Origin of the sequence: Stenotrophomonas rhizophila, from assembly GCF_001704155.1 — a bacterium.
Lineage (GTDB): Bacteria > Pseudomonadota > Gammaproteobacteria > Xanthomonadales > Xanthomonadaceae > Stenotrophomonas > Stenotrophomonas rhizophila_A.
This window is the reverse complement of record NZ_CP016294.1, coordinates 927,102-950,671: the sequence shown is the minus strand read 5'-3', so window position 1 is coordinate 950,671 and position 23,570 is coordinate 927,102. Positions and strand designations below refer to the sequence as shown.

Below are 23,570 nucleotides of genomic sequence, written 5' to 3'. Positions count from 1 at the left end.
GAAACAGGGCGCATCGCGCCCTGTCTATGGCAACACCCATTGTAGCTTGGGACGAGGGCACTTGGTTTCAAGCGCCCGCGATCCGCCAGATGGCGCCCTCAGCCGCGGGAAACCCGCCCGACCGGGGTGTTGCCGCCATCGCCCAGGAACTTGCGCGGGTTGACCACCTGGCCGCGTTCCCAGACCTCGAAGTGCACGTGGGCACCGGTGGAACGGCCCGTGGAACCGGCCTTGGCCACTTCCTGGCCGGCCCGCACCAGGTCGCCCGGCTTCACCACCAGGCGCGAATTGTGCGCATAGCGGGTCACATAGCCATTGCCGTGGTCCACGTCGACCACGTTGCCGTAGCCGCCCTTCACGCCGGCGAAGCTGACCACGCCATCGGCCACGGCCATCACCGGGTCGCCGACCTTGGCATGGAAGTCGATGCCCTTGTGGTTGCCGCGACCGCGACCGAACGGGTCGTTGCGACCACCAAAGCTGGAGGTGATGTAGCTGTTGCGGATCGGCATGCGACCCGGCACGGCGTCCTGCTCCAGCTGGTGGTCGAACATCAGCGATTCCATCACCGACAACTGGCGGCCTGAAGCAGCGAAGCGCTGCTCCAGCACCTGTAAGTCGGCGTTGACCGCGCTGACCGGGATGTCCTGGGTCGGGCCAGGCTCGCCTTCACCGAGGCCGGGGGTCTCGTTGAAGTCGAACTCGCCGTCTTCCAGCTTGCCCATCTGGGTGAGCCGTTCGCCCAGCGCATTGAGCCGGGTCGCCTGCGCCTGCAGCTCGCCCATGCGGGCGGCCAGGGCGTTGACCTGGGTCTGGGCGTCCTTGCGGGCCTGCGCCAGGTCGCGTTCCTGCTGGGCGACCTTGGCGTGGAGCCGGGAATCGTTGAACATGCTGCCACCCAGACCGGCACCGAAGCCGATCAGGCAGCCCAGCCCGAGTACGCTGCCCAGCAGGGCGCGGGGCCTGTCCTCGAAGTAGAAACGCAAACGCGCCAGCGGCGTCTTGGCCTGTCCTTCACGCGTTTTGATTACGATCTTTTTGAATGCCATCAGTGAGTTTTCATGTCTGAGCCGAAATCCAGTGCCCGTCCTGCGTCAACGCCGAAGCCGGCGCTGGATGCAGTCATGGGTGACAAAGCTGGCAATCCGCTGCGTCGTGCCCTGTGGCTCGATGCGCTGGACCGTCAGTTGCGCCCCCATTTGCCGCCCACCCTGGCCACCCGTTGCCGGTTGGCGAATGTGAACGGCGAACACCTCGTTTTTCTCGTCGAATCCCCTGTCTGGCACGCCAAAGTGCGGCTTGCCGAGGCTCAGTTGATCGACGCGGCCCGGTCCATCGGGCTGAAGGTCACCAAGGTGACCGTCAAAACCGCGGCTGCCGCTCCTCCACGCTCCCCAGCGATCGATAACAGGAATGGCCCCCACGCAGTTTCAGCCGCCACGCACAAAGGGCTACGCGACGCGTTGGCCTGTCTAAAGGACGTGGATTCGACCAGGTCCTGAAGCCATCGGGGCATCCCGCCCCTTCCCTACCGTCGTCACGATCACGTGAATCTGGTTGGGAGCCGGCGGCCATCGTAGCCGTGCTGGGTCGTCCAGTCGTTAGTCTTTTATTAAAAGTTCGTTAAATTCAGCTCGAAACCGGATCGGGTTCACAAAAACGTGACCCAGGTACGTACACGGTTCATTGACGTCAACATCACGCCGCGCACACCGCCGAAAACGACGAACGGCGCCCAAGGCGCCATTCTTTTCCAATCATTTCAACGAGTTAAGCGTATGCGGGGGCGCCGTAGACGACCGGCACCACGCTGCTGGGTGCGTCATAGCTCACCCACTCCCAGGCGGTGGCATCGGCCAGCAGGGCCCGCACCAGCTTGTTGTTGAGCGCGTGGCCGGACTTGAAGCCCTCGTAGGCGCCCAGCACCTGGCCGCCGGCCAGGTACAGGTCACCGATCGCGTCGAGGATCTTGTGGCGCACGAATTCGTCGGCGTAACGCAGGCCGTCGTCGTTGAGCACGCGGAATTCGTCGAGCACGATGGCGTTGTCCATCGAACCGCCCAGGCCCAGGTTGCGCTCGCGCATGTACTCCAGGTCACGCATGAACCCGAAGGTGCGCGCGCGGGAGATTTCCTTGGTGTAGGCGGCGGTGGAGAACTCGATCTCGGCGCGCGACTGCTTGGCCGGGATCATCGGGTGGTCGAACTGGATCGTGAAACCGAGCTTGTAGCCTTCATACGGCTCGAAGCGGGCGACCTTGTCGCCTTCGGTGACTTCCACGGTCTTGAGAATGCGGATGAAACGCTTGGGCGCGTCCTGTTCGGCGATGCCTGCCGACTGCAGCAGGAACACGAACGGGCCCGAGGAACCGTCCATGATCGGCAGCTCGGCCGAGGACAGCTCCACGATGATGTTGTCCACACCCAGGCCGGCCAGGGCCGACATCAGGTGTTCGACGGTCTGGATCTTGGCGTCGTTGCACGTCAGCCCGGTGCACAGGGTTACTTCGGTGACCAGGTCCGCACGGGCCGGCACTTCCACCACCGGGTCCAGGTCCACGCGCCGGAACACGATGCCATGGTTGACCGGTGCCGGGCGCAGGGTCATGTAGACCTTGTCACCGCTGTGCAGGCCAACGCCGGTGGCGCGGATCGTGTTCTTGAGGGTGCGTTGCGGAATCATGGGGGCCAGCCGGGGGAAAGCGCGCAGTCAACGCGACAGTGACAAACAAGAATAACACGCACTACCACCGCTCCTTTCTGAACCGGGGGCGGCAGACTGCCGGGCCTATCCTGGCCCGGCAGCAAGGGACATGGAGGCGCTTACCGGGGAGGACAAGACCCCGGCCGCGTTCCTCAGTCCGCCTGGCGGCGCAGGAACGCCGGGATGTCCAGGTAATCGTTGGGCAGCTCAGCCGCGGCCGGACCCGAGGCCGACGGTGCGGACGGGGCCACGGTGTCGGCGCTCGGACGGCGCAGGCCCAGGCCCATGCCGCCGACCGCCTTGGACACGGCATCGCCGCCGTTGTCGAAATCGCCGAACTCCGGCTGGCCGGTGGTGGCGTTGCGGACCAGCTTGATCGGCGCGCGCTCGCCCGGACGCTGGGACTTGGCGGCCACGGCACGGTTCAGGCCGGTCGCAACCACGGTCACGCGGACTTCGTCCTGCATGTCCGGATCCAGCACGGTACCGACCACCACGGTGGCGTCTTCGGAGGCGAAGCCATCGATGGTACGGCCGATCTCGTCGAACTCGGCCATGGTGAAGTCGGCGCCGGCGGTGATGTTGACCAGGATGCCGTTGGCACCGGCCAGGTTCACATCGTCCAGCAGCGGGTTCTGGATGGCGGCTTCGGCGGCGGCCTGGGCGCGGTCATCGCCACGGGCGGTGCCGGTACCCATCATCGCCAGGCCCATTTCGGACATGACGGTGCGCACGTCGGCGAAGTCGACGTTGATCAGGCCCGGGCGCACGATCAGGTCGGCGATGCCCTGCACGGCGCCCTGGAGGACGTCGTTGGCGGCACGGAAGGCCTGGATCATGGTGGCGTTGCGGCCCAGCACGGTGATCAGCTTTTCGTTCGGGATGGTGATCAGCGAGTCGCAGTGCTGGCTCAGTTCCTCGATGCCCTTCAGCGCGACCTGCATGCGGCGGCGGCCTTCGAACGGGAACGGCTTGGTGACCACGGCGACGGTCAGGATGCCCATCTCCTTGGCCAGTTGTGCCACCACCGGTGCAGCGCCGGTGCCGGTACCACCGCCCATGCCGGCGGTGATGAACACCATGTCCGCACCCTGCAGGGCGTCCATGATGCGTTCGCGGTCTTCCAGCGCGGCCTGGCGGCCCACTTCCGGATTCGCGCCTGCGCCCAGGCCCTTGGTGACGTTGGTACCCAGCTGCAGCTGCAGCTTGGCACCGCAATTCTTGATGGCCTGCGAGTCGGTGTTGGCGGTGATGAATTCCACGCCGTCCACGCTGGTGCTGACCATGTGCGCCACGGCGTTGCCGCCGCCGCCGCCCACGCCGATCACCTTGATCACCGCATTGGGTGCCATCTTCTCAATCAGTTCGAAATGCGCCATGTCCGTGTCCTCGTTGTATCCGCTTGTGGTTGGCATGGGCGTGTTGGCGTCCTGCCTTCGCGCTGCATGTTGCCGTTGCGGCTGTGTGGGTTGTGTGTTGCTTTTCTGTTGCGCCGGCGGGGGCCGGTTTGAAACACGCGTCGCCGCGTTGAGGTGCCGCGTCAGAACTCGCCGCGGAACCAGGTTTTCAATTTGTTGAACATGCTGCCTGCGCGCCCGGTGGGCAGCGACGGGCGGCGCGGGTGTTCGATCTGGCTGCCCATCAGCAGCAGGCCCACGCCGGTGGCATGCACCGGGTTGCCGACCACTTCGCCCAGCCCCGTGACATGCTGCGGAATGCCTACGCGTACCGGCATCTGCAGCATTTCCTCGGCCAGTTCGACCACGCCTTCCATCTTCGAGGCACCGCCGGTGAGCACCATGCCGGCGCGTACCAGTTCCTCGAAGCCGGAACGGCGCAGTTCGGCCTGCACCATCTCGAAGATTTCCTCGTAACGGCCCTGCACTGCCTGCGCCAGCGCGTGGCGCGGCATGCGGCGCGGCGGACGGTCGCCCACGCTGGGCACCTGGATGCTTTCCTCGGCGGTGGCCAGCTGGGCCAGCGCGCACGCGTAGCGCACCTTGATCTGCTCGGCTTCCGGGGTCGGCGTGCGCAGCATGTGCGCGATGTCGTTGGTGACGTGGTCGCCGGCGATCGGCAGCGAGGCGGTGTGGCAGATCGCGCCCTGCACGAACACGGCCAGGTCGGTGGTGCCGGCGCCCATGTCGACCAGCACCACGCCCAGTTCGCGCTCGTCGGCGGTCAGCACGGCCACGCTGGAGGCCAGCGAGGACAGGACCAGGTCATCCACCTGCAGGCCGCAGCGCTGCACGCACTTGCTGATGTTGGCCGCGGCCGACTGCGCGCATACCACCAGGTGCGCATGCACCTCCAGGCGCACGCCGGTCATGCCGACCGGGTTGCGGATGCCTTCCTGGGAATCGTCCAGCACGTATTCGCGCGGAATCGCGTGCAGGATCTTCTGGTCGGCCGGGATCGCCACGGCCTTGGCCGCGTCAAGCACGCGGTCCAGGTCGCCCCAGGTCACCTCACCGTCGCGGATCGGCACGATCCCCGGCGAGTTCTTGCACTGCACATGGTTGCCGGAGATGGAGGCATACACCGAGCGGATCTCGCAGCCGGCCATCAGCTCGGCTTCTTCCACCGCGCGCTGGATCGACTGCACGGTCGATTCGATGTCCACCACCACGCCGCGCTTGAGCCCGCGCGACTCATGCGAACCGATGCCGATCACCTCGATGGGATTGCCCGGCGAGTACTCGCCGACCAGCGCCACCACCTTGGAGGTGCCGATATCGAGCCCGACGATCAGCGATTTGTCACCCTTGCGATTCATGTCCTGTCCTGCGTGCGTTGCGCCACATTGGCCGGCGCGGCCGGGGCCGGGGGAGTACCCCAGCTCAGCGTGAAACCATTGGTGTAACGGAGGTCGGCGCGTTCGATCGGCGCCTGCTGGTTGGCCAGCTGCGGCAGCACGCGCACGAAGCGCTGCAGGCGCGAGCGCGCGTCATCGCGGCCGACCACCACTTCGGTGCCGTTGCTCAGCTGCAGCGACCAGCTGCCGCGCGCATCCATGCTGACCCGGGTGACATCCACCCCGGCCGGCGCGAACAGCGCGCGTGCGTCGTTGTACAGCGCCACTACTTCTTCGGTCTGCGTGTCCGGGCCATCCAGGTCGGGCAATGCCAGGTCTTGCAGCTTCTGGGGGGTGGCGAACAGCTTGCCCTGCTCGGACAGCAGCCGGTCCTTGCCCCAGCGCGCGAACGGCTTGTGCTCGACCAGGGTGATTTCCAGCACGTCGGGCCACTGCTTGCGCACCTGCGCGCTTTCCACCCACGGCAGCTTTTCGATGGCGTCCTGCGCGTCCTGCAGCTTTACCGCGAAGAAGCCGGACTTCGCATACGGCAGCACCACCTGCTGCAGCTGCTCGGCCGGCACCCGCTTGAATTCACCGTGCACGCGCAGCTTGGCCAACGGCCAGCGTTCGGCGCCGACCCAGCCGTTGAGCACCGCCACCACGGGCAGCGCTACCAGCGACAGGGCCAGCAGCCAGACGAAGATGCGCAGCACCGCGTTCATGCGTAGGTGGCCTCCGAGGTGCCGAAGCCTTGCGGCAACGTCTGTTCCAGCACGCGCCAGACCAGCTCTTCAAACCCGATGCCAGCCTGGCCAGCCGCCTTGGGCACCAGCGAATGGCTGGTCATGCCCGGCGCGGTGTTCACTTCGAGCAGGTAGAACGCGCCGCTGCTGCGGTCGCGCATCACGTCAACGCGACCCCAGCCACGGCAGCCGGCGGCACGGAACGCAGCCAGCGCGATCCGGCGGATCTCCGCTTCGTCGTCGCCTTCCAGGCCCGGGCACAGGTACTGGGTGTCTTCCGCAATGTACTTGGCGTTGTAGTCGTACCACTGGCCCTTGGGCACGATGCGGATCGACGGCAGCGCCTGGTCGCCGAGGATGCCCACGGTGAGTTCGTCGCCGACCACCATCTGCTCCATCAGCAGCTGGCCGTCGTAGCGGGCCGCCAGTGCGACCGCCTCATCCAGGCCAGCCTCGTCGGTGACCCGGCTGATGCCGACGCTGGAGCCTTCGTTGGCCGGCTTGACCACCACCGGCAGGCCGAGTTCGGCCGCCAGCGCATGGACATTGGTGCTGTCCACCTTCCGGTACTGCGGGGTGGGCAGGCCCAGCGACAGCCACACCTGCTTGGTGCGGATCTTGTCCATGCCCAGTGCCGAACCGAGCACGTCCGAACCGGTATACGGCACGCCGAAGGCTTCCATCAGCCCCTGCACGATGCCGTCCTCACCGCCGCCGTTGTGGCCGTGCAGGATGTTGAAGACGCGGTCGAAGCGCTTTTCCACCAGCGCCAGGGCCAGGGCCGGAATGCCGTCCACCGCGGTGGCGTTGACACCGCGCGCGCGCAGCGCCTCGATCACGTTGCGGCCGGAATCCAGCGACACTTCGCGTTCGCTGGAGGTGCCGCCCAGCAGCACGGCAACGCGGCCGAACACGGCCGGGTCGGTGGTGCGCAGCGGCGGGAAGGTCAGCGTGCTCATGCGGCGGGTGCCTCGCTGAAGCCATCGGTGGCGACCAGGTGGGCAACGTGGCCGATGTCGCCCGCGCCCATCATCAGCAGCAGGTCGCCGTCCTGCAGCACGTCAGGCAGCACGTGCTGCAGTTCGGCCGCCTGGCCGACCACGACCGGTTCGCTGCGGCCGCGCGCGCGGATGGCGCGGGCCAGCGAGCGCGAATCGGCACCGGGAATCGGCGCTTCGCCGGCCGGGTAGACCTCGCTCAGCACCAGGGCGTCCACTTCGGACAGCACCGCGGCGAACGCGTCGAACTGGTCACGGGTACGGCTGTAGCGGTGCGGCTGGAACGCCACCACCAGGCGCTGCGACGGCCAGCCGCCACGCGCGGCGGCGAACACCGCAGCCAGCTCACGAGGGTGATGGCCGTAGTCGTCGATCACGCGCACCTTGGCGCCGGTGCGGGTGGTGACGATGCCCAGGTCGTTGAAGCGGCGACCGATGCCGGCGAAGCTTTCCAGCGCGCGGGCGATCGCATCCGGGGCGACGCCCAGCTGCCAGCCCACCGCAGCGGCGGCCAGCGCGTTGAGCACGTTGTGCGTGCCCGGCAGCGCCAGGGTCACCGGGTAGCTGCTGCCTTCGGGCAGACGCAGGGTGAAGCGCATGCGCGGCCCATCCTGGACCACGTCTTCGGCGCGCACGTCCGCATTGCTGCTCATGCCGTAGCTCATGACATGGCGCGGGGTCTGTGCGGCCAGCGCGGCCACTTCCGGGTCGTCGATGCACAGCACCGCCAACCCATAGAACGGCAGGCGCTGCAGGAATTCGGCAAAGGCGGCCTGCACGCGGGAGAAGTCGTTGCCGTAGTTCTCCAGGTGGTCCGCATCAATGTTGGTGATCACCGACACCAGCGGATTCAGGCGCAGGAAGCTGCCATCGCTTTCGTCGGCTTCGGCCACCAGCCACTGGCCACTGCCAAGCTTGGCGTTGGCACCGGCGGCCAGCAGCTGGCCACCGATCACGAACGTCGGGTCCAGCCCGCCTTCGCTCAGCACCGCCGCGGTCAGGCTGGTGGTGGTGGTCTTCCCGTGCGTGCCGGCCACGGCGATGCCGCGGCGGAAGCGCATCAGTTCGGCCAGCATGGCCGCGCGCGGCATGATCGGAATGCGCTGGCTGCGCGCTTCCATCAGTTCGGGGTTGTCCTCGCGGATCGCGCTGGACACCACCACGCAGTCGGTGCCCAGCACATTGGCGGCCGAATGGCCGCGCATCACGCGCGCGCCCAGCCCCGCCAGGCGACGGGTGGCGGCGTTGTCGGCATTGTCCGAACCGGACACCTCATACCCCAGCGTCAGCATCACTTCGGCGATGCCGCTCATGCCGGTGCCACCGATGCCGACGAAGTGCACGCGCGGGAAGGCGCGCACGAGGTCATTGGTGTCGTGCAGGCGGCGGATCATGCGCGGCCTCGCGTAACGGTGTTCATTTGGATTCCTCGAGAATGATGTCGGCGATGCGCTCGGCGGCATCGACCTTGGCCAGGGCACGCGCGGCGGTTGCCATCTGCATGCGGCGGGCGGAATTTTCGGACAGATCGCGCAGTACGTCCTGCAGGCGCGTGGCCAGCATTTCGTCCTGCTTCAGCAACACGGCCGCACCACGTTCGACCAGGTACTCCGCGTTGCGGGTCTGGTGATCGTCGACGGCCGCCGCGAACGGCACCAGCACGCTGCCCACGCCGACCGCGCACAGCTCGGCCAGGGTGGACGCGCCGGAGCGGCAGACCACCAGGTCGGCCCAGGCGAACGCTTCGGCCATGTCGGCGATGAACGGCTCGACGCGCGCAGTGACACCGGCATCCTGGTACGCCTGCAGCGCTTCGGCGTGCAGCTTTTCACCGCTCTGGTGGCGCACGTCGACCGCGATGCGACCGACCAGTGCGGCGAGTGCCTGGGGCACGGCGTTGTTGAGGGCACGCGCACCTTGGCTGCCACCGAGCACCAGCACCCGCAGCGGGCCTTCGCGACCGGCGAGGCGCTGTTCGGGTCCGGCAATGGCGGCAATCTCGGCCCGCACCGGGTTACCGACCGCTTCTTCGCGCTGGGCGAAGCTGCCCGGGAACCCGGTCAGCACGCGGCGTGCGAAGCGCGACAGCACGCGGTTGGTCAAGCCCGGCGCGCGGTTCTGTTCGTGCACCAGCAGCGGCAGGCCGTGCAGGCGTGCGGCCAGGCCCCCGGGACCGGAGGCGAAGCCGCCGAAGGCGATCACCGCGCGCGGCTGGCGGTCGCGGATCAGGAAGCCGGCCGAGCGCACGGCGCGCAGCAGGCGGCCAGGCGCGGTCAGCAGCGCCAGCTTGCCCTTGCCACGCAGGCCGCTGATCGCCAGCGTGTCGATATGAATGTCGTGCTGCGGCACCAGGCGCGTTTCCATGCCGCCGATGCTGCCCAGCCAGGTCACTGGAATGCCGCGTTCGCGCAGCACCTTGGCCACGGCCAGGCCGGGGAAGATGTGGCCGCCGGTACCGCCGGCCATGATCATCACCGGACGCGGGGAATGCTGGGCGTTCATCCCATCCTCCCCAGGGTCGGCTCGATCCGCTGCTGCATGCGGCTGGTCCCACGCGGGGCGCTGTCGCGCTGCGCGGAGGCACGTGCGTTGCTTTCCTGCATGGCAGCGGCCACGGCGCTGGCACGGGCCGGCGCATCGACCGGCGCGGCATCATCCAGTTCCGCCGCGCCCATGCGCACGGCCTGGCGGCGCTCGGCACGGTCCAGTTCGTAGGACACGCGCAGCAGCAGGCCCATCGCCACGCAGGTCATCAGGATGCTCGAACCGCCAGACGAAATCAGCGGCAGGGTCAGGCCCTTGGTCGGCAGGATGCCCAGGTTCACGCCGATCGAGACGAAACTCTGCATGCTCACCCACAGGCCGATGCCGAAGGCGATGTAGCCGGAGAAGTGGCGCTTCATTTCCACGCAGCGCATGCCGATCCAGAACGCGCGGCCGGCCAGCAGCGCGTACAGCGCCACGATCAGGCAGGTGCCGACGAAACCCAGTTCTTCGGCGGTGACCGAAAAGATGAAGTCGGTGTGTGCTTCCGGCAGGTAGTACAGCTTCTGCACCGAATTGCCCAGGCCCACGCCGGTCCACTCGCCACGGCCCACCGCCATCAGCGCGTTGGACAGCTGGTAGCCGTCGCCCTGCTGGTCGGCCCACGGGTCCCAGAACGAGGTGATGCGGCGCATGCGGTACGGTTCGATGATCGCCAGCGCGCTCATCGCCACCAGGCCGAACACGATCGGCATCGACATGCGCGGCAGGTTCACCCCGCCCAGCACCAGCATGCCGGCGGTGATCGCCAGCAGCAGGGTGGAGGAACCGAAGTCGGGCTGCAGCAGCAGCAGCACCACCAGCGCGCCGGCCACGCCCAGCGGCTTGAGCATCGCCGGCCAGGTCGCGTTGACCTCGTCACGGAAGCGCACCAGGTAGCTGGACAGCCACACGATGTAGAGCACCTTCACTGCTTCGACGGTCTGGAACTTGGAGAAACCGAGGTTGATCCAGCGCCGGGCGCCGTTGACGCTGCTGCCCAGGCCGGGAATGAACACCACCACCAGCAGCGCGAAGCAGCCCAGCAGCAGCATCTGGTTGTACTGCTCGATGCTCTTGAGCTCGGTGCGCATGGCCAGCCCGGCCAGCACGATGCCCACCGCCAGGAAGATCAGATGGCGGTTGAGGTAGTAGAACGGGCTGCTCATCAGGGCGATCGAGCTCGACGCGACCATCACCACGCCCAGCCCGGTGAGCGTGATGATCGCGCCCAGCAGCCACTTGTCGAAGTGGCCTCCGATGGCTTCAAGGCGGGTTGCCTGGCGCGACAGGTCGTTCATCAGCGGACCTTCAACGTGGCCAGGCCGATCAGCACCAGCACCACCGAGATGATCCAGAAGCGCACGATCACGCGCGGCTCCGGCCAGCCCTTGAGTTCGAAGTGGTGGTGGATCGGCGCCATGCGGAACACGCGCTTGCCGGTCAGCTTGAACGAGGCGACCTGGATCATCACCGACAGCGTTTCAATCACGAACACGCCGCCCATGATCACCAGCACCAGTTCCTGGCGGGTGATCACCGCGATGGTACCCAGCACCGCGCCCAGCGCCAGCGCGCCGATGTCGCCCATGAACACCATGGCCGGGTAGGTGTTGAACCACAGGAAGCCCAGGCCCGCGCCGGCGATCGCCGCGCAGATGATCACCAGTTCGCCCGCCCCGGGGATCTGCGGGATCTGCAGGTAGTTGGAGAACACCACGTTGCCCGAGGCATAGGCGAACACGCCCAGCGCGCAGGCCACCAGCACCGTGGGCATGATCGCCAACCCATCCAGGCCGTCGGTCAGGTTGACCGCGTTGGAGAAGCCGACGATCCAGAAGTAGGCAATGGCCACGAAGCTGATGCCCGCCAGCGGCAGCGCCACCGACTTGAACATCGGGATGTAGAAGGTCAGCGCGGCCGGCACGTCGGCGGTGTAGAACAGGAACAGGCCGGCGGCCAGGCCGAAGATCGACTGCAGCAGGTACTTCCAGCGCGACTTCAGGCCGTTCGGGTCGCGGCGCACGATCTTGATCCAGTCGTCGTACCAGCCGATGGCGCCGAAGCACAGCATCACCGCCAGCACCACCCACACATATCGGTTGCGCAGGTCCGCCCACAGCAGCACCGACAGGGTGATGGTGAGCAGGATCAGCGAACCGCCCATGGTCGGCGTGCCGGCCTTGGAGAAGTGGGTCTGCGGGCCGTCGGTACGGATCGGCTGGCCGCCCTTGAACTGGGCCAGCTTGCGGATCATCGCCGGGCCCAGCCACAGCGACAGGAACAGCGCGGTAAGCGCGGCCAGGATGCCTCGCAGAGTCAGGTAGCCGAACAGCCCGAACAGGCTCTCCAACTGCTGCAACCATCGGGCCAGTTCAAGCAACATGGGGGGTTTCCTCTCCTCGCGCCAGCAGCGCTTTTACAATCTTGTCCATGGCGCTGCCGCGCGAGCCCTTGACCAGGCAGCGCACGCCAGCATGCAGTTCGTCGGCCAGCGCGGCAGCCAGCGCGTCGTGGCTCTGGAAATGACGGCCACCGTCGCCGAACGCCTGCGATGCCGCCGCGCTCAGCGTGCCCAGCGTGTACAGCCGCTTCAGGCCGGCGTCGCGGGCACGGCGCCCGGCCTGCGCATGCAGTGCCTCGCCATCCGGGCCGAGTTCGCGCATGTCACCCAGCACCAGCCAGGCCTCGTCCTTCGACGCGGCGAGCGCATCGATGGCAGCGGCCAGCGAACCGGGGTTGGCGTTGTAGCTGTCATCGATCAGCACGGCGCCATTGGGCAGCCGGTGCGCGATCTGGCGGCCCGGTACCGGTTCGGCACGGGCCAGGCCGGCAGCAATCGAAGCCAGGCCGATGCCCGCCGCCAGCGCCAGCGATGCGGCGGCCAGGGCGTTGCTGACGTTGTGGCGGCCCGGCAGCGCCAAGGCGATATCCACGCTGCCGGCCGGGCTGACCAGCAGGAACCGGCTGCCGTCTGCGGTGGCGCGGATGTCCTGCGCGGTCACGTCGGCGCTGTGGTCCAGGCCATAACGCAGCACGCGGCTGCGCGGCGGCTGGCCGACGATGTGCTGTTCAAACCAGATGCCGAAGGCGTCATCGGCATTGATCACCGCTACGCCATCGGCCGGCAGTGCGGCGTAGATGGCGCCCTTGGTGCTGGCCACGCCCTGCAGGCTGCCCATCCGCTCCAGGTGGGCCGGGGCGATGTTGTTGACCAGCGCGTACTGCGGGCGCGCGATGTCGGTGAGGTAGGCGATGTCACCCGGCTTGCCGGCGCCCATCTCGTAGATGGCGTAATCGGCATCTTCCGGCGCATCGATCACCGCCAGCGGCAGGCCGATCTCGTTGTTGCGGTTGCCGGGGTTGGCATACACCACCGCGCGCTGCTCGCGCGCGACCTGCTGCAGGATCGCCAGCAGCAGGCTCTTGACGCTGGTCTTGCCGTTGCTGCCGGTGATGGCGAACACGCGTGCGGCGCGGTCGCGCTGCATGCCGGTCGCGATCCGGCCAAGCGCATGCTCGCTGTCGCCGACCACGATCTGCGGCACGGCCACGTCGAGCAGGCGTTCGACCAGCATCGCGCTGGCGCCACGGGCGACCGCGTCGGCAGCGAAATCATGGCCGTCGAAGCGCTCGCCACGCAGTGCCACGTACAGGCTGCCCGGCGCCAACGTGCGGGTGTCGTTGCTGATGGCGTCGATGGCGGTGTCATCGCCATGGATGTCACCCCCGGCCCAATGGGCGATCAGCGAGAGCGGCGTGCGCTTCACAGGATGGCCTCCTTGGCGCTGAGCGCGGCAGCGGCCACCAGGGTGTCGTCGAAGTCGTGCTTGACCCCGCGCACTTCCTGATAGGGCTCATGGCCCTTGCCGGCCAGCAGCACGATGTCGCCAGGGCCGGCCAGCTTCACCGCCAGGCCGATCGCGCGCGCGCGGTTGCGCTGCACGGTGACCGCGTCGGGGGCAGTGAAACCAGCCAGGATGTCGGCGACGATGGCGTCACCATCCTCGCCGCGCGGGTTGTCGTCGGTGACGATCACCTGCTGGGCCAGGCGTTCGGCGATGGCCGCCATCTGCGGGCGCTTGCCCGCGTCGCGTTCGCCGCCGCAGCCGAACACGCAGAACAGCCTGCCCTGCAGGTGGCCCTGCAGGCTCTGCAGGGCCTGCTCCAATGCATCGGGGGTATGCGCGTAATCGACCACCACGGTCGGCAGGCCGCGTTCGCCGCCGAGGCGGTTCATGCGCCCGGCGATCGGCTGCAGCTGCGACACCAGCGCGGCGATCGCCTCGGGGGCATGGCCCAGCGCATGCAGCACACCGGCCACGGCCAGCAGGTTGTCCACGTTGAAGCGGCCCAGCAGCGGCGACTGCACCGGGTGGCGTGCACCGTCGACCACCAGGTCGAAGGCGATGCCACGGCCATCGAGCTTGAGCGAGTCGGCGCGCAGCGTGGCCTGCTGCGCACCGCGCGAGCTGACCCCGATCCGGGCGACGCCGGCATCGACCGTGCGCAGCATTTCGCTGCCGAAGCTGTCATCCAGGTTCACCACCGCGGCCTTCAGGCCGGCACGGTGGAACAGCTTGGCCTTGGCCGCGCCGTACTGCGCCATGTCGCCGTGGTAATCGAGATGGTCGCGGGTGAGGTTGGTGAACACCGCCACGTCGTAGTGCACGGCATCCACGCGGCCCTGGTCGAGCGCATGCGAGCTCACTTCCATGGCCACCGCCCTGGCGCCCTGGTCACGCAGCTGCGCCAGCACTTCATGCATCTGCAGCACCAGCGGCGTGGTGAAGCCGGTCGGCACCACATCGCCGTACAGACCCACGCCCAAGGTGCCGATGCTGCCACTGGCGGTGCCGAGCAGGTGCCAGGCCTGGGCCAGCAGCTGCACGGTGGAGGTTTTTCCGTTGGTGCCGGTCACGCCGACCATGGTCATCGCGCGCGAGGGCTGGCCATGGAACTGGTCGGCCATGGCGCCCATGCGCGTGCGCAGGCCCGGCACGGCAATGGCATCGGCCGGTGCCGGCAGCTCCGCCGGGGCCGGCGGTTCGAACAGGATCGCGGCCGCACCGGCGGCGCGGGCCTGGTCGACAAAGCCCAGCCCGTGCGCGCCGAAGCCGGCGATCGCGACAAAGGCATTACCGGGGCGCACCGCGCGGCTGTCCAGCACCAGGCCGGTGATGGAGGGGTCGTGGCTCAGCACCACATCGGGAAGCAACTGCGAAAGCAACATCATCTGGCTCATTGCGTGCCTCCCTGCGCGGGCGGCAACGTGGCGTGCGCGCTGGGCAGCGCGGCATCGAATTCGGCGGCGGCGTCCGGGGCAACGACCGCCTCGGCCGGCGGCGGGGTCGGCAGCGAGGAGGCGGCGTGGCCCATCTTTCCGGACTGCTGGGCCGCCAGCCAGGAATCGATGTCGTCCGGCGGCACGTCCATCAGGCGCAGCGCGCCTTCCATGACGTTGTGGAACACCGGGGCGGACACCAGGCCGCCGTAGTACTTGCCGGCCTGCGGGTCGTTGATGACGATCACCGTGGCAAAGCGCGGGTTGCTGGCCGGCACCACGCCGGCGAACAGCGCGTTGTAGTGGCCACGCTCGTAGCCGCCAGGGCCAGCCTTGCGCGCGGTACCGGTTTTGCCGGCCACGTGGTAACCCAGCACCGCCGCCTGCTTGGCGCCGCCCTGGGTGACCACCGTTTCCATCATCGCCACGACCTCTTTGGCGATGTTCTCGTCGATGATCTGCTTGCCTTCGTTGCGCTGGCCCTTGACGAAGGTCGGCGCGATCAGCTTGCCGCCGTTGCCCAGCGCCGAGTACGCCGTGGCGATCTGCAGCGGGGTGACATTCAGGCCATAGCCGTAGGACATGGTGGTCTTTGACGACCCGCTCCAGCGCGCCGGGCGCGGCAGCACGCCGGCCGATTCGCCGGGGAAACCGCTGTGCGGGGCACTGCCATAGCCGAAGCTGTGGACGTGGTCGTAGAACACCTGGTCGGGCATCTTGGCCGCGATCTTGGCCGCGCCGATGTTCGAGCTGCGGGTGATCACGCCGGTGACGTTGAGCACGCCGTTGTTCCGCGGCACGTCCTTGATGGTGTAGCGGCCGATCGCCATGTAGCCCGGGTTGGTATCGACCGTGGTGTCCTTGGTGACCACGCCGGACTGCAGCGCCGAGGCGATGGTCAGCGGCTTCATGGTCGAACCCGGCTCGACCAGGTCGGTCACGGCGCGGTTGCGGCGGGTGTCCGGCGCCGCGCCGCCCACCGCATTGGGGTTGTAGGTCGGCAGGTTGACCATGGCCAGCACTTCGCCGGTGGCCACGTCCATGATCACCATCGAACCGCCCGCGGCCTTGTTCTCGATCAGCGCGTTGCGCAGTTCCTTGAACGCCAGGAACTGGATGCGACGGTCGATGCTCAGGGTCAGGTCCTTGCCCGGTTCGGCGGCGCGCAGCAGGTCGCTTTCGACGGTCTCGCCCTTGCGGTTGCGGATCACCCGCTTGGCGCCGGCCTTGCCGCGCAGCCATTCGTCGAAGGCCAGCTCCAGCCCTTCCTGGCCGCGGTCGTCGATGTTGGTGAAGCCGAGCACGTGCGCCATCGCTTCACCCTGCGGGTAGAAGCGGCGGAACTCGCGCTGCGAGGCCACGCCCGGGATCTTCAGGGCAACCACCTTCTCGGCGTCGTCGGGATTGATCCGGCGGCGCAGGTACATGAATTCCTTGTCCGCCTTCTGGCTCAGCTTCGAGGTCAGCTCGTCCAGCGGCATGCCCAGCGCGGTGGCCAGTTCCGGAATGCGGTCGGGCGAGCGCATCAGCTCCTGCGGGTTGACCCAGATCGAGGCAACCGGGGTGGACACCGCCACCGGTTCGCCGTTGCGGTCGGTGATCATGCCGCGCGAGGTGTTGATTGGCAGCTCGCGCAGGTAGCGGGCTTCGCCCTGGCGCTGGTAGAAATCGCTGTTGATGATCTGCACGTAGGCGGCGCGGCCGACCAGCGACACCGAGCACAGGCCCAGCGCCAGGCCGACCCACTTCAGGCGCTGGCGCAGGTTGAAGGCGTTGCGGGTGCGGTTGCGGCCGGTCTTGTTCATGGCCGTACCACCACGACATCGGCCGCTTCGGGGAACTTCATGCCCAGCCGCTCGCGGGCCACGCGGTCAACCCGGGTGGCTTCGGCCAGGGTGGCCTGTTCCAGCTGCAGGCGGCCGAATTCAATGTTCAGTTCGTCGCGGGCGCGCTCCACGCGCGACAGCTCCACGAAGGTCTGCCGGTGGCGGTGGCGCATGAACACCACCCCGATCGCCGAGGCGATTGTGCAGGCCAGCAGCACGACCAGCAGCAGGCGGCTCATCACACCACCCCGCGCTTTTCGGCCACGCGCAGCACGGCGCTGCGCGAGCGCGGGTTGACCGCCAGCTCGTCGTCCTCCGCCTTGATGGCGCCGCCGATCAGGTCCAGCGTCGGCACGAACGCCGCCAGCTCGGGCAACCGGCGATTGGTCGGCGGGGCCTTGGCGTGGCGGTTCATGAACTGTTTGACGATGCGGTCTTCCAGCGAATGGAAGCTGATCACCGCCAGCCGGCCACCCGGCTTGAGGCGCGCCATCGCCGCGTCCAGGCCAGCTTCAAGATCGGCCAGTTCGCGGTTGATGTGGATGCGGATGGCCTGGAAGCTGCGCGTGGCCGGGTGGATCTTGTCTTTGCCACGCGGCATCACCGAAGCAATCAGTTCGGCCAGCTCGCCGGTGCGGGTGAACGGCTGCTTGTCGCGGCGGGCGATGATCGCCCGGGCGATGCGGCGCCCCTGGCGTTCTTCGCCATAGGTCCACAGCACATCCATCAGCTCGCGTTCTTCGACACGGTTGAGCCACTGCGCCGCGCTTTCGCCACTGTCCGGGTCCATGCGCATGTCCAGCGGGCCGTCCTTGCCGAAGCTGAAACCGCGCTCGGCCACGTCCAGCTGCGGCGAGGACACGCCGAGGTCGAACAGCACCCCGTCCAGGCCGTCGGCGGTTGCGTTCCAGTGCAGCAGGTCGGCGAAACTGCCACGGAAGATCGAGACGCGCGGGTCCGGCGCGAAATCACGCTCGGCTACCGCGATTGCCTCCGGATCCTTGTCCATGACCAGCAGCCGGCCTCCAGGACCGAGTTGCTCGAGCACGCCGCGGGCGTGACCGCCACGACCAAACGTGCCATCGAGATACGTTCCGTTTTCGATCACCCTCAGGCCGTCCAGGACCTGCGTGTACAGCACCGGCAGATGGCCCGCCGGCGACTGCGACACCGGAAGGTGACCGGCCTGCGCGCCTCCGCGCACCCGGGCACCCCGGGTCACAACTTCAGGTCGAGCAACCCATCGCCCAGATCCTCGTCAGACAACGTCTGCTGGATCAGTGCGCGATGAGCCTGCTCGCTCCACAATTCGAATTTGTCGCCCATGCCGAGCAACACCGCCTTCTTTTCAATGCCAACAGCGTTGCGGTGGCTTGCCGGGATACTGATGCGGCCGTTGCCATCCAGCTCCAGATGCGCGGCCGAACCGACCAGCTTCTGTTGCAGCAGGCGCACGACGCGCTGTGTGTTGGGCTTGGACATGACGTCGTCGCGGACCCGTTCCCACTCCTGCTCGGCATACAGCCACAGGCAGCCGGACTCGAAAGGGTTGTAGGTCAGGACCAGGCGGTTGTTGCTCACACGCGCGACGAGGTCGCGATGCGCGGTGGGAACCGCCATGCGTCCTTTATCGTCAACCGTGATGGCCGTCTCGCCCTGAAACACGACGCGTACACCTTTCCTTCGCCTGGATGAAACATTGAACCACGAAAAACCACAAAAAACCCGGTTTCCCCTCTGTTGCCCACCTTAGCAGTGCCGATTGGGTTGTCAACAGTTTTGCGAAGGGGAAATCACCTTGGACATCAAGGGCTTGCAGCAATGTTTAGAGACTTGTTCAAGGCTTATCCACAAGTTGCTGTTTCGTCTCATTTTTTGAGATTGGGGCGAAGTTCAGGGGTGTGGAGGTGGCGTGAAACATCCCCGCGCATTCATCCGCCCCCATGTCCCAAGCGACCCGTTGCTGCGCAAAACCGGCACAATGCCGGGCATGTGTCTGCTTGCCTTGGCCTGGAAGGTCCACCCCCGCTGGCAGTTGCTGATGGCCGGCAACCGCGATGAATTCCATGCACGCCCCACCGCCGGGTTGGCGGCGTGGCCCGCACCGGACCTGGGCGTGCTGGCCGGGCGAGACCTGCGTTCGGGCGGCACCTGGGCCGGCGTTGGCCTGGATGGCCGGATGGCGGTGGTGACCAACGTGCGCGACCCGCTGGCCCGGCAGACCGGCCCGTCTCGCGGTGCACTGGTGGCCGACTACCTGCGCGGTACCGGGTCTGCGGCCGCCTTTGCCGACGCGCTGGCCGGCAACGCCCCGGCCTTTGCTCCGTTCAACCTGCTGCTGGCCGATCGGGACAGCTGCCAGTTCCTGGGCAACCACCCGCTGCTGCGGCAGACCCTGGCGCCGGGTATCCACGGCATGTCCAACGGCCCGCTGGACGCGCCATGGCCCAAGACCCTGGCCTTGAATGCCGCCCTGCAGGACTGGGTGGACGCCGGCCGCGAGGACCTGGCGCCGCTGTGGGCGGCACTGGCCGACGAGAACCGCGCTGCCGACGCCCGCCTGCCCGACACCGGCATTGGCCTGGAGCGGGAGCGCTGGCTGTCGGCCGCCTTCATCCGCAGCCCGGAGTACGGCACCCGGGCCAGCACCGTGATCGCACTGGATGCGCAGGGCCAGGGCTTCATCCGCGAGCGTCGGTTCGACCCGTCGGGCGCGTGCGTGGGGGAAACCGCGCTCACGGTCGGCCCGCCCGGGCCGCTGCCCCGCCCCGCTGCAGGGTGAATGAAGCGGGGCACGGCCCGGATCGATCCGGCCCGCTCGTCGCTCTTGTCTGGTACCGGCGCAGTTGGCGCCCTCCAGCCGAGACCCTTGATGAATCGACGACTTAGCCTTTTCCTGGCCACCCACGTGCTGACCCTGGCAGCAGGCTTCGGCAGCGGGGTATACCTGTTGCCCATCCTTACCGCACCGGATGGGCCCAGCGCGTCCAGCGTTGCCGAGGCGATGGCCAACAGCACCCATGAAGCCCGCTTCCGCCGCGACCTCAAGGGCAGTGACGCGGTGCATTGGGCCGACGGCAAGGTCAGCGTGAGCCACAGCCAGATCGCCTTCGATGGCCGCATGGCCCCCGGCCCGGATTACAAGGTGTACCTGTCGCGCGAATACGTCGACACCCGCGGCGATTTCCTGCGGATCAAGCAGGACGCCACGCTGATCGGTGACGTAAAGACCTTCAACCGCTTCCTGCTGGAGGTGCCCGACCACGTCGACATCGACGACTACACCACCGTGGTGGTGTGGTGCGAAGCGTTCAGCCAGTTCATCTCGGCGGCCCAGTATCGAATGGGCCCGCAAGCCTGACGAACGAGGAGCCCCCTTTGCTGAGGGGGCTTCTTCGCCGTCGGCGGAAAAAGCGGCAGAGCCGGCCGATAAGCCGGGTTTTGTCGTGGACAGTCATTCTTCTAGGCGCCACGTCACCGTGGCGCTCAAGCAACCTACCCGGTCCCGACGCGGGCCGCGCCATGAGGACCCTATTTGGTCTTGCTCCAGGTGGGGTTTGCCGTGCCGGTCTGTTGCCAGACTCGCGGTGCGCTCTTACCGCACCATTTCACCCTTACCGGCTCCCCGAAGGGAACGTAGGCGGTATCTTTCTGTTGCACTTTCCGTCGGCTCGCGCCGCCCAGGCGTTACCTGGCACCTTGCCCTGCGGAGCCCGGACTTTCCTCGGCATTCCCGAAGGAATGACGCGACTGTCTGGCCGGCTCTGCCGTGGGTAGTCTACCACCGTAACGGATGCTGGCCCCTGGTTGATTGATACCGATCCCAATGGGCCCGTATCAATTCGTAGCGCCGGCCGTTGGCCGGCTGCTCTTCGTGCCGGCGTCATGAACCCTGACCGGCGGCTTCGGAACCTTTGAACGCCGGGGCGTTGGCCGCAGTTGTTGCGTTACCGTCTCCGGGCGCTTGAGCCGCGCTGCGCGCGGTGTCCGGCCAACGGCCGGGGCTACGACGTGTTACGTAACGTCCGCAGGTCGGGATCAATCAGCCAGCCGCCCGGAAATTTCCACGAATCCATTGCGATGCCGTTTACGAGCCGTACAACGCTTTTCGCGGGGCGCCGGTGAGTTCGGCGGCGAGTTTGGCGGCTGTCGACGGCGGCAGGTGTTCGCTGAGCTTGGCGTACAGGCGGCGGCCCTGCGCGAGCTGGGCTTCTTCGTCGTTGGCCGCGCCCTGCACCATCACCACGAATTCGCCTTTGCGCTGGTTGTCGTCGGCTTCGACCTGCTGCAGCAGGCTGGCCAGGTCGCCGTCGAGCACAGTCTCGAACAGCTTGGTCAGTTCGCGCGCCAACACTGCAGGCCGTGTCGGGCCGAATGCGGCAACCATGTCTGCAAGCGACTCCGCGATGCGGTGTGAGGATTCGTAGAACACCAGCGTGCGGGTTTCCCCCGCCAGCGCCTGCAGGCGTTCGCGTCGGCCGGACCCCTTGGACGGCAGGAAGCCTTCGAAGGTGAAGCGGTCGCTGGGCAGCCCGGCCACGCTGAGCGCGGCAATGGCCGCACAGGCGCCGGGAACCGGACTGACCCGGATGCCGGCCTCGCGCGCGGCACGGACCAGCCGGTAGCCGGGGTCGCTGACCAGCGGCGTGCCGGCATCACTGACCAGCGCCAGCGATTCGCCCGCCTGCAGCCGCGCCACGATGCGCTGGGCCAGCACCTCTTCATTGTGGTCGTGCAGCGCCACCAGCGGCTGCTGGATGCCGAAGTGGGCCAGCAGCTGGCCGCTGCGGCGGGTGTCCTCGGCGCAGATCGCGGCCACCGAACGCAGCACCTCCTGCGCCCGCGGCGTCAGGTCGGACAGATTGCCGATCGGGGTGGCAACGACATACAGCGTGGGGACAGCACTCATCGCAACGGCACTCACAGGTCAAGGGTAGAATCCTAACGTGTACGAGCCACCCTCGAATGGACCTGATGATGAACAAGCCCGCCGCACGCATCTCCGCCCTGTCGTTGTCGCTGCTGCTGCTTGCCGGCTGCGCCACGACCAGCCTGACCAGCGCCCCGGAATCGCCGGCGCAGAGCCAGGCGCTGGCGCTGATCGACCAGGGCAAGCCGCGTGACGCCGCCGTACAGCTGGAGGCGCTGGCCAACACCCTGCGCGGCAACGCCCGTGGCGCCGCGCTGGCCGATGCGGCCTTCGCCTGGCGCGAGGCCGGCGACAACGCCCGCGCGCGCAGCCTGCTGGCCCAGGTCACCGCGCGCCAGCTCAGCGGCGCCAGCCTGCAGCGCTTCCAGCTGACCAGCGCCGAGCTGGCCCTGGCCGACAAGCAGCCGGCCCAGGCACTGGCGTTCCTGAACGAATCCTCCGACACCGTCTCCGCGCCGCTGCGCACGCGCTGGCAGCTGGCGCGCGCCAACGCGCTGCAGGCCACCGGCGATGCAATGGGTGCGGCCACCGAACGCGCCCGGGCGCACGCCGCGCTGACCGGCCAGGCACGCACCGACAACCAGCAGGCCATTGCCGGCCTGCTCGGCACGCTGGACGATGCCACCCTGCGTGCCCGCGCGGCCGCGCTGCCGGCCAACGAGCCGCTGTACAACTTTGCCGGCCGCGCCCTGATCGCACGTGGGCTGCCGCTGCCGCGCCCGTTCGACCGTGATGGCGTGGCCCAGTTCGACACCAGCAAGCGTCCCGCGGCGATGAGCGATGGCTACCGCCCGCCGGTGAAGATGGCCGTGCTGCTGCCGCTCAGCGGCCGCCTGGCCACCGCCGCCCAGCCCGTGCGCGATGGCCTGCTCAGCGGCTACTACGGTGAAAGCCGGCAGCGCCCGGATATCCAGTTCATCGATACCGCCGGTACCCCGGCCGGCGCCGTGGCCGCGTATGACAAGGCCGTCGTTGCCGGCGTGGACTTCATCGTCGGGCCGCTGGGCCGCGATGAAGTGGACGCCGTGTTCGGCCGTACCGAACTGCCGGTGCCGGTGCTGGCACTGAACCGCGGCAAGAGCAGTCCGCCGGCCGGCAGCGCCGGTTTTTCGCTGGCGCCGGAAGACGACGGCATCATCGCCGCCGAGTACCTGCGCAGCCGCGAACGCAGCAAGGTGCTGGTGCTTCACAGCAACGACGACAACGGCCGCCGTACCGCCGCCGCCTTCCGCGAGCGCTTCACCCAGCGCGGCGGCCAGGTGCTGGCCACCGTGGGTGTGAACGACACCGTGGGCGACATCGGCGCGCAGGTACGTGCCGCCGGCGCGGTGGACGGCGTGCTGATGGCGGTGAAGGCACCGCAGGCGCGCGCGCTGGCCCCGCAGCTGGCGCTGGCCGGCGTGGGCGGCGCCACCCGCGTGGGCACCTCGCAGCTGACCCTGGGCACCGGCAAGCCGGAAGAAGACATGGCGCTGGACGGCATCGTCTACCCGAACGAAGCCTGGAACGTGCGCAGCGTGGCCGGCCTGCCCTCGGCCGCGACCGCCGGGCAGATCCTGCCGACTGCGCGCGGCGCGGCCGGTCGCCTGTTCGCGTTCGGTTTCGACGCCTGGAAGATCAGCGCCTACCTGGACAAGGTCGCTACCGAGGGCGGCCTGGCCGGTGCCACCGGCACCCTGTTCCTGGACAGCAACGGCAACGTGCTGCGGGTGCCGGCGTGGTCGACCTTCAGCGGCGGCCGGCCGATGCCGGTGAGCAACAACTAA

General features: G+C 67.9%; 21 protein-coding genes and 1 other RNA gene. 4 read left to right on the top strand and 18 right to left on the bottom strand.

The features are described from left to right. Positions 1–98: 98 nt before the first annotated feature. Positions 99–1,049 (bottom strand): M23 family metallopeptidase, encoded by a 951-nt coding sequence (locus BAY15_RS04140; RefSeq protein WP_068849249.1) that lies wholly within the window; start codon positions 1,047–1,049, stop codon positions 99–101. A 12-nt stretch (positions 1,050–1,061) separates the two neighbouring features. Here BAY15_RS04140 and BAY15_RS18780 point away from each other — a divergent pair, with 12 nt between their 5' ends. Beyond that, positions 1,062–1,502 carry a DUF721 domain-containing protein gene (locus BAY15_RS18780; protein WP_083214065.1) on the top strand — a complete coding sequence of 147 codons (441 nt, stop codon included), beginning with the start codon at positions 1,062–1,064 and terminating at the stop codon, positions 1,500–1,502. A 268-nt stretch (positions 1,503–1,770) separates the two neighbouring features. Here BAY15_RS18780 and lpxC read toward each other — a convergent pair whose 3' ends face one another. From lpxC to BAY15_RS04055, 15 genes are all read right to left on the bottom strand, one after another. After that, positions 1,771–2,682 carry a UDP-3-O-acyl-N-acetylglucosamine deacetylase gene (gene lpxC / locus BAY15_RS04125; RefSeq protein WP_068849244.1) on the bottom strand — a complete coding sequence of 304 codons (912 nt, stop codon included), beginning with the start codon at positions 2,680–2,682 and terminating at the stop codon, positions 1,771–1,773. Positions 2,683–2,855: 173 nt separating this feature from the next. Continuing rightward, positions 2,856–4,082, bottom strand: a complete 1,227-nt coding sequence (ftsZ, locus tag BAY15_RS04120; RefSeq protein WP_068849242.1) for a cell division protein FtsZ — start codon at positions 4,080–4,082, stop codon at positions 2,856–2,858. A 161-nt stretch (positions 4,083–4,243) separates the two neighbouring features. Then, a complete protein-coding gene (ftsA, locus tag BAY15_RS04115; RefSeq protein ID WP_068849240.1) occupies positions 4,244–5,479 on the bottom strand; it encodes a cell division protein FtsA in 1,236 nt (411 codons plus the stop codon). Continuing rightward, positions 5,476–6,222 carry a cell division protein FtsQ/DivIB gene (locus BAY15_RS04110; RefSeq protein ID WP_068849238.1) on the bottom strand — a complete coding sequence of 249 codons (747 nt, stop codon included), beginning with the start codon at positions 6,220–6,222 and terminating at the stop codon, positions 5,476–5,478. Before BAY15_RS04110 ends, ftsA begins: the two co-directional genes overlap by 4 nt. Further along, positions 6,219–7,202 (bottom strand): D-alanine--D-alanine ligase, encoded by a 984-nt coding sequence (locus tag BAY15_RS04105; RefSeq protein WP_068849236.1) that lies wholly within the window; start codon positions 7,200–7,202, stop codon positions 6,219–6,221. Before BAY15_RS04105 ends, BAY15_RS04110 begins: the two co-directional genes overlap by 4 nt. Beyond that, positions 7,199–8,635 carry a UDP-N-acetylmuramate--L-alanine ligase gene (murC, locus tag BAY15_RS04100; RefSeq protein ID WP_068849234.1) on the bottom strand — a complete coding sequence of 479 codons (1,437 nt, stop codon included), beginning with the start codon at positions 8,633–8,635 and terminating at the stop codon, positions 7,199–7,201. The genes BAY15_RS04105 and murC overlap by 4 nt, the downstream gene beginning before the upstream one ends. Positions 8,636–8,657: 22 nt before the next feature. After that, positions 8,658–9,743, bottom strand: coding sequence for an undecaprenyldiphospho-muramoylpentapeptide beta-N-acetylglucosaminyltransferase (murG, locus tag BAY15_RS04095; protein ID WP_068849232.1), 1,086 nt, complete (start codon positions 9,741–9,743; stop codon positions 8,658–8,660). After that, positions 9,740–11,065: a putative lipid II flippase FtsW gene (ftsW, locus tag BAY15_RS04090; protein ID WP_068849230.1), complete on the bottom strand. Its 1,326-nt coding sequence runs from the start codon at positions 11,063–11,065 to the stop codon at positions 9,740–9,742. Before ftsW ends, murG begins: the two co-directional genes overlap by 4 nt. Then, positions 11,065–12,150 carry a phospho-N-acetylmuramoyl-pentapeptide-transferase gene (gene mraY, locus BAY15_RS04085; protein WP_068849228.1) on the bottom strand — a complete coding sequence of 362 codons (1,086 nt, stop codon included), beginning with the start codon at positions 12,148–12,150 and terminating at the stop codon, positions 11,065–11,067. Before mraY ends, ftsW begins: the two co-directional genes overlap by 1 nt. Continuing rightward, positions 12,140–13,534 carry a UDP-N-acetylmuramoyl-tripeptide--D-alanyl-D-alanine ligase gene (locus BAY15_RS04080; protein WP_068849227.1) on the bottom strand — a complete coding sequence of 465 codons (1,395 nt, stop codon included), beginning with the start codon at positions 13,532–13,534 and terminating at the stop codon, positions 12,140–12,142. Before BAY15_RS04080 ends, mraY begins: the two co-directional genes overlap by 11 nt. Continuing rightward, positions 13,531–15,009 carry a UDP-N-acetylmuramoyl-L-alanyl-D-glutamate--2,6-diaminopimelate ligase gene (locus BAY15_RS04075; RefSeq protein ID WP_068849225.1) on the bottom strand — a complete coding sequence of 493 codons (1,479 nt, stop codon included), beginning with the start codon at positions 15,007–15,009 and terminating at the stop codon, positions 13,531–13,533. The genes BAY15_RS04080 and BAY15_RS04075 overlap by 4 nt, the downstream gene beginning before the upstream one ends. Then, a complete protein-coding gene (locus BAY15_RS04070) occupies positions 15,006–16,853 on the bottom strand; it encodes a peptidoglycan D,D-transpeptidase FtsI family protein (protein WP_068849223.1) in 1,848 nt (615 codons plus the stop codon). The genes BAY15_RS04075 and BAY15_RS04070 overlap by 4 nt, the downstream gene beginning before the upstream one ends. Continuing rightward, complete coding sequence (gene ftsL, locus BAY15_RS04065; RefSeq protein ID WP_068849221.1) at positions 16,850–17,113, bottom strand: cell division protein FtsL; 264 nt, start codon at positions 17,111–17,113, stop codon at positions 16,850–16,852. Before ftsL ends, BAY15_RS04070 begins: the two co-directional genes overlap by 4 nt. Continuing rightward, a complete protein-coding gene (rsmH, locus tag BAY15_RS04060) occupies positions 17,113–18,078 on the bottom strand; it encodes a 16S rRNA (cytosine(1402)-N(4))-methyltransferase RsmH (protein ID WP_068849219.1) in 966 nt (321 codons plus the stop codon). The genes ftsL and rsmH overlap by 1 nt, the downstream gene beginning before the upstream one ends. Positions 18,079–18,092: 14 nt before the next feature. Beyond that, a complete protein-coding gene (locus BAY15_RS04055; protein ID WP_221414335.1) occupies positions 18,093–18,494 on the bottom strand; it encodes a division/cell wall cluster transcriptional repressor MraZ in 402 nt (133 codons plus the stop codon). Positions 18,495–18,864: 370 nt separating this feature from the next. On the opposite strand from BAY15_RS04055, the gene BAY15_RS04050 reads away from it, so the two are divergent. Further along, positions 18,865–19,656, top strand: coding sequence for an NRDE family protein (locus BAY15_RS04050; RefSeq protein WP_068854544.1), 792 nt, complete (start codon positions 18,865–18,867; stop codon positions 19,654–19,656). A 90-nt stretch (positions 19,657–19,746) separates the two neighbouring features. Continuing rightward, positions 19,747–20,235, top strand: coding sequence for a DM13 domain-containing protein (locus BAY15_RS04045; RefSeq protein WP_068849215.1), 489 nt, complete (start codon positions 19,747–19,749; stop codon positions 20,233–20,235). 53 nt (positions 20,236–20,288) lie between these two features. On the opposite strand, the gene rnpB is transcribed toward BAY15_RS04045, so the two are convergent. Together rnpB and rsmI are read right to left on the bottom strand one after the other, a co-directional pair. After that, an RNA gene (gene rnpB, locus BAY15_RS04040) (RNase P RNA component class A) lies at positions 20,289–20,640 on the bottom strand. A 321-nt stretch (positions 20,641–20,961) separates the two neighbouring features. Further along, positions 20,962–21,783, bottom strand: a complete 822-nt coding sequence (rsmI, locus tag BAY15_RS04035; protein WP_068849214.1) for a 16S rRNA (cytidine(1402)-2'-O)-methyltransferase — start codon at positions 21,781–21,783, stop codon at positions 20,962–20,964. A gap of 68 nt (positions 21,784–21,851) precedes the next feature. On the opposite strand from rsmI, the gene BAY15_RS04030 reads away from it, so the two are divergent. Continuing rightward, positions 21,852–23,570: a penicillin-binding protein activator gene (locus BAY15_RS04030; RefSeq protein WP_068854543.1), complete on the top strand. Its 1,719-nt coding sequence runs from the start codon at positions 21,852–21,854 to the stop codon at positions 23,568–23,570.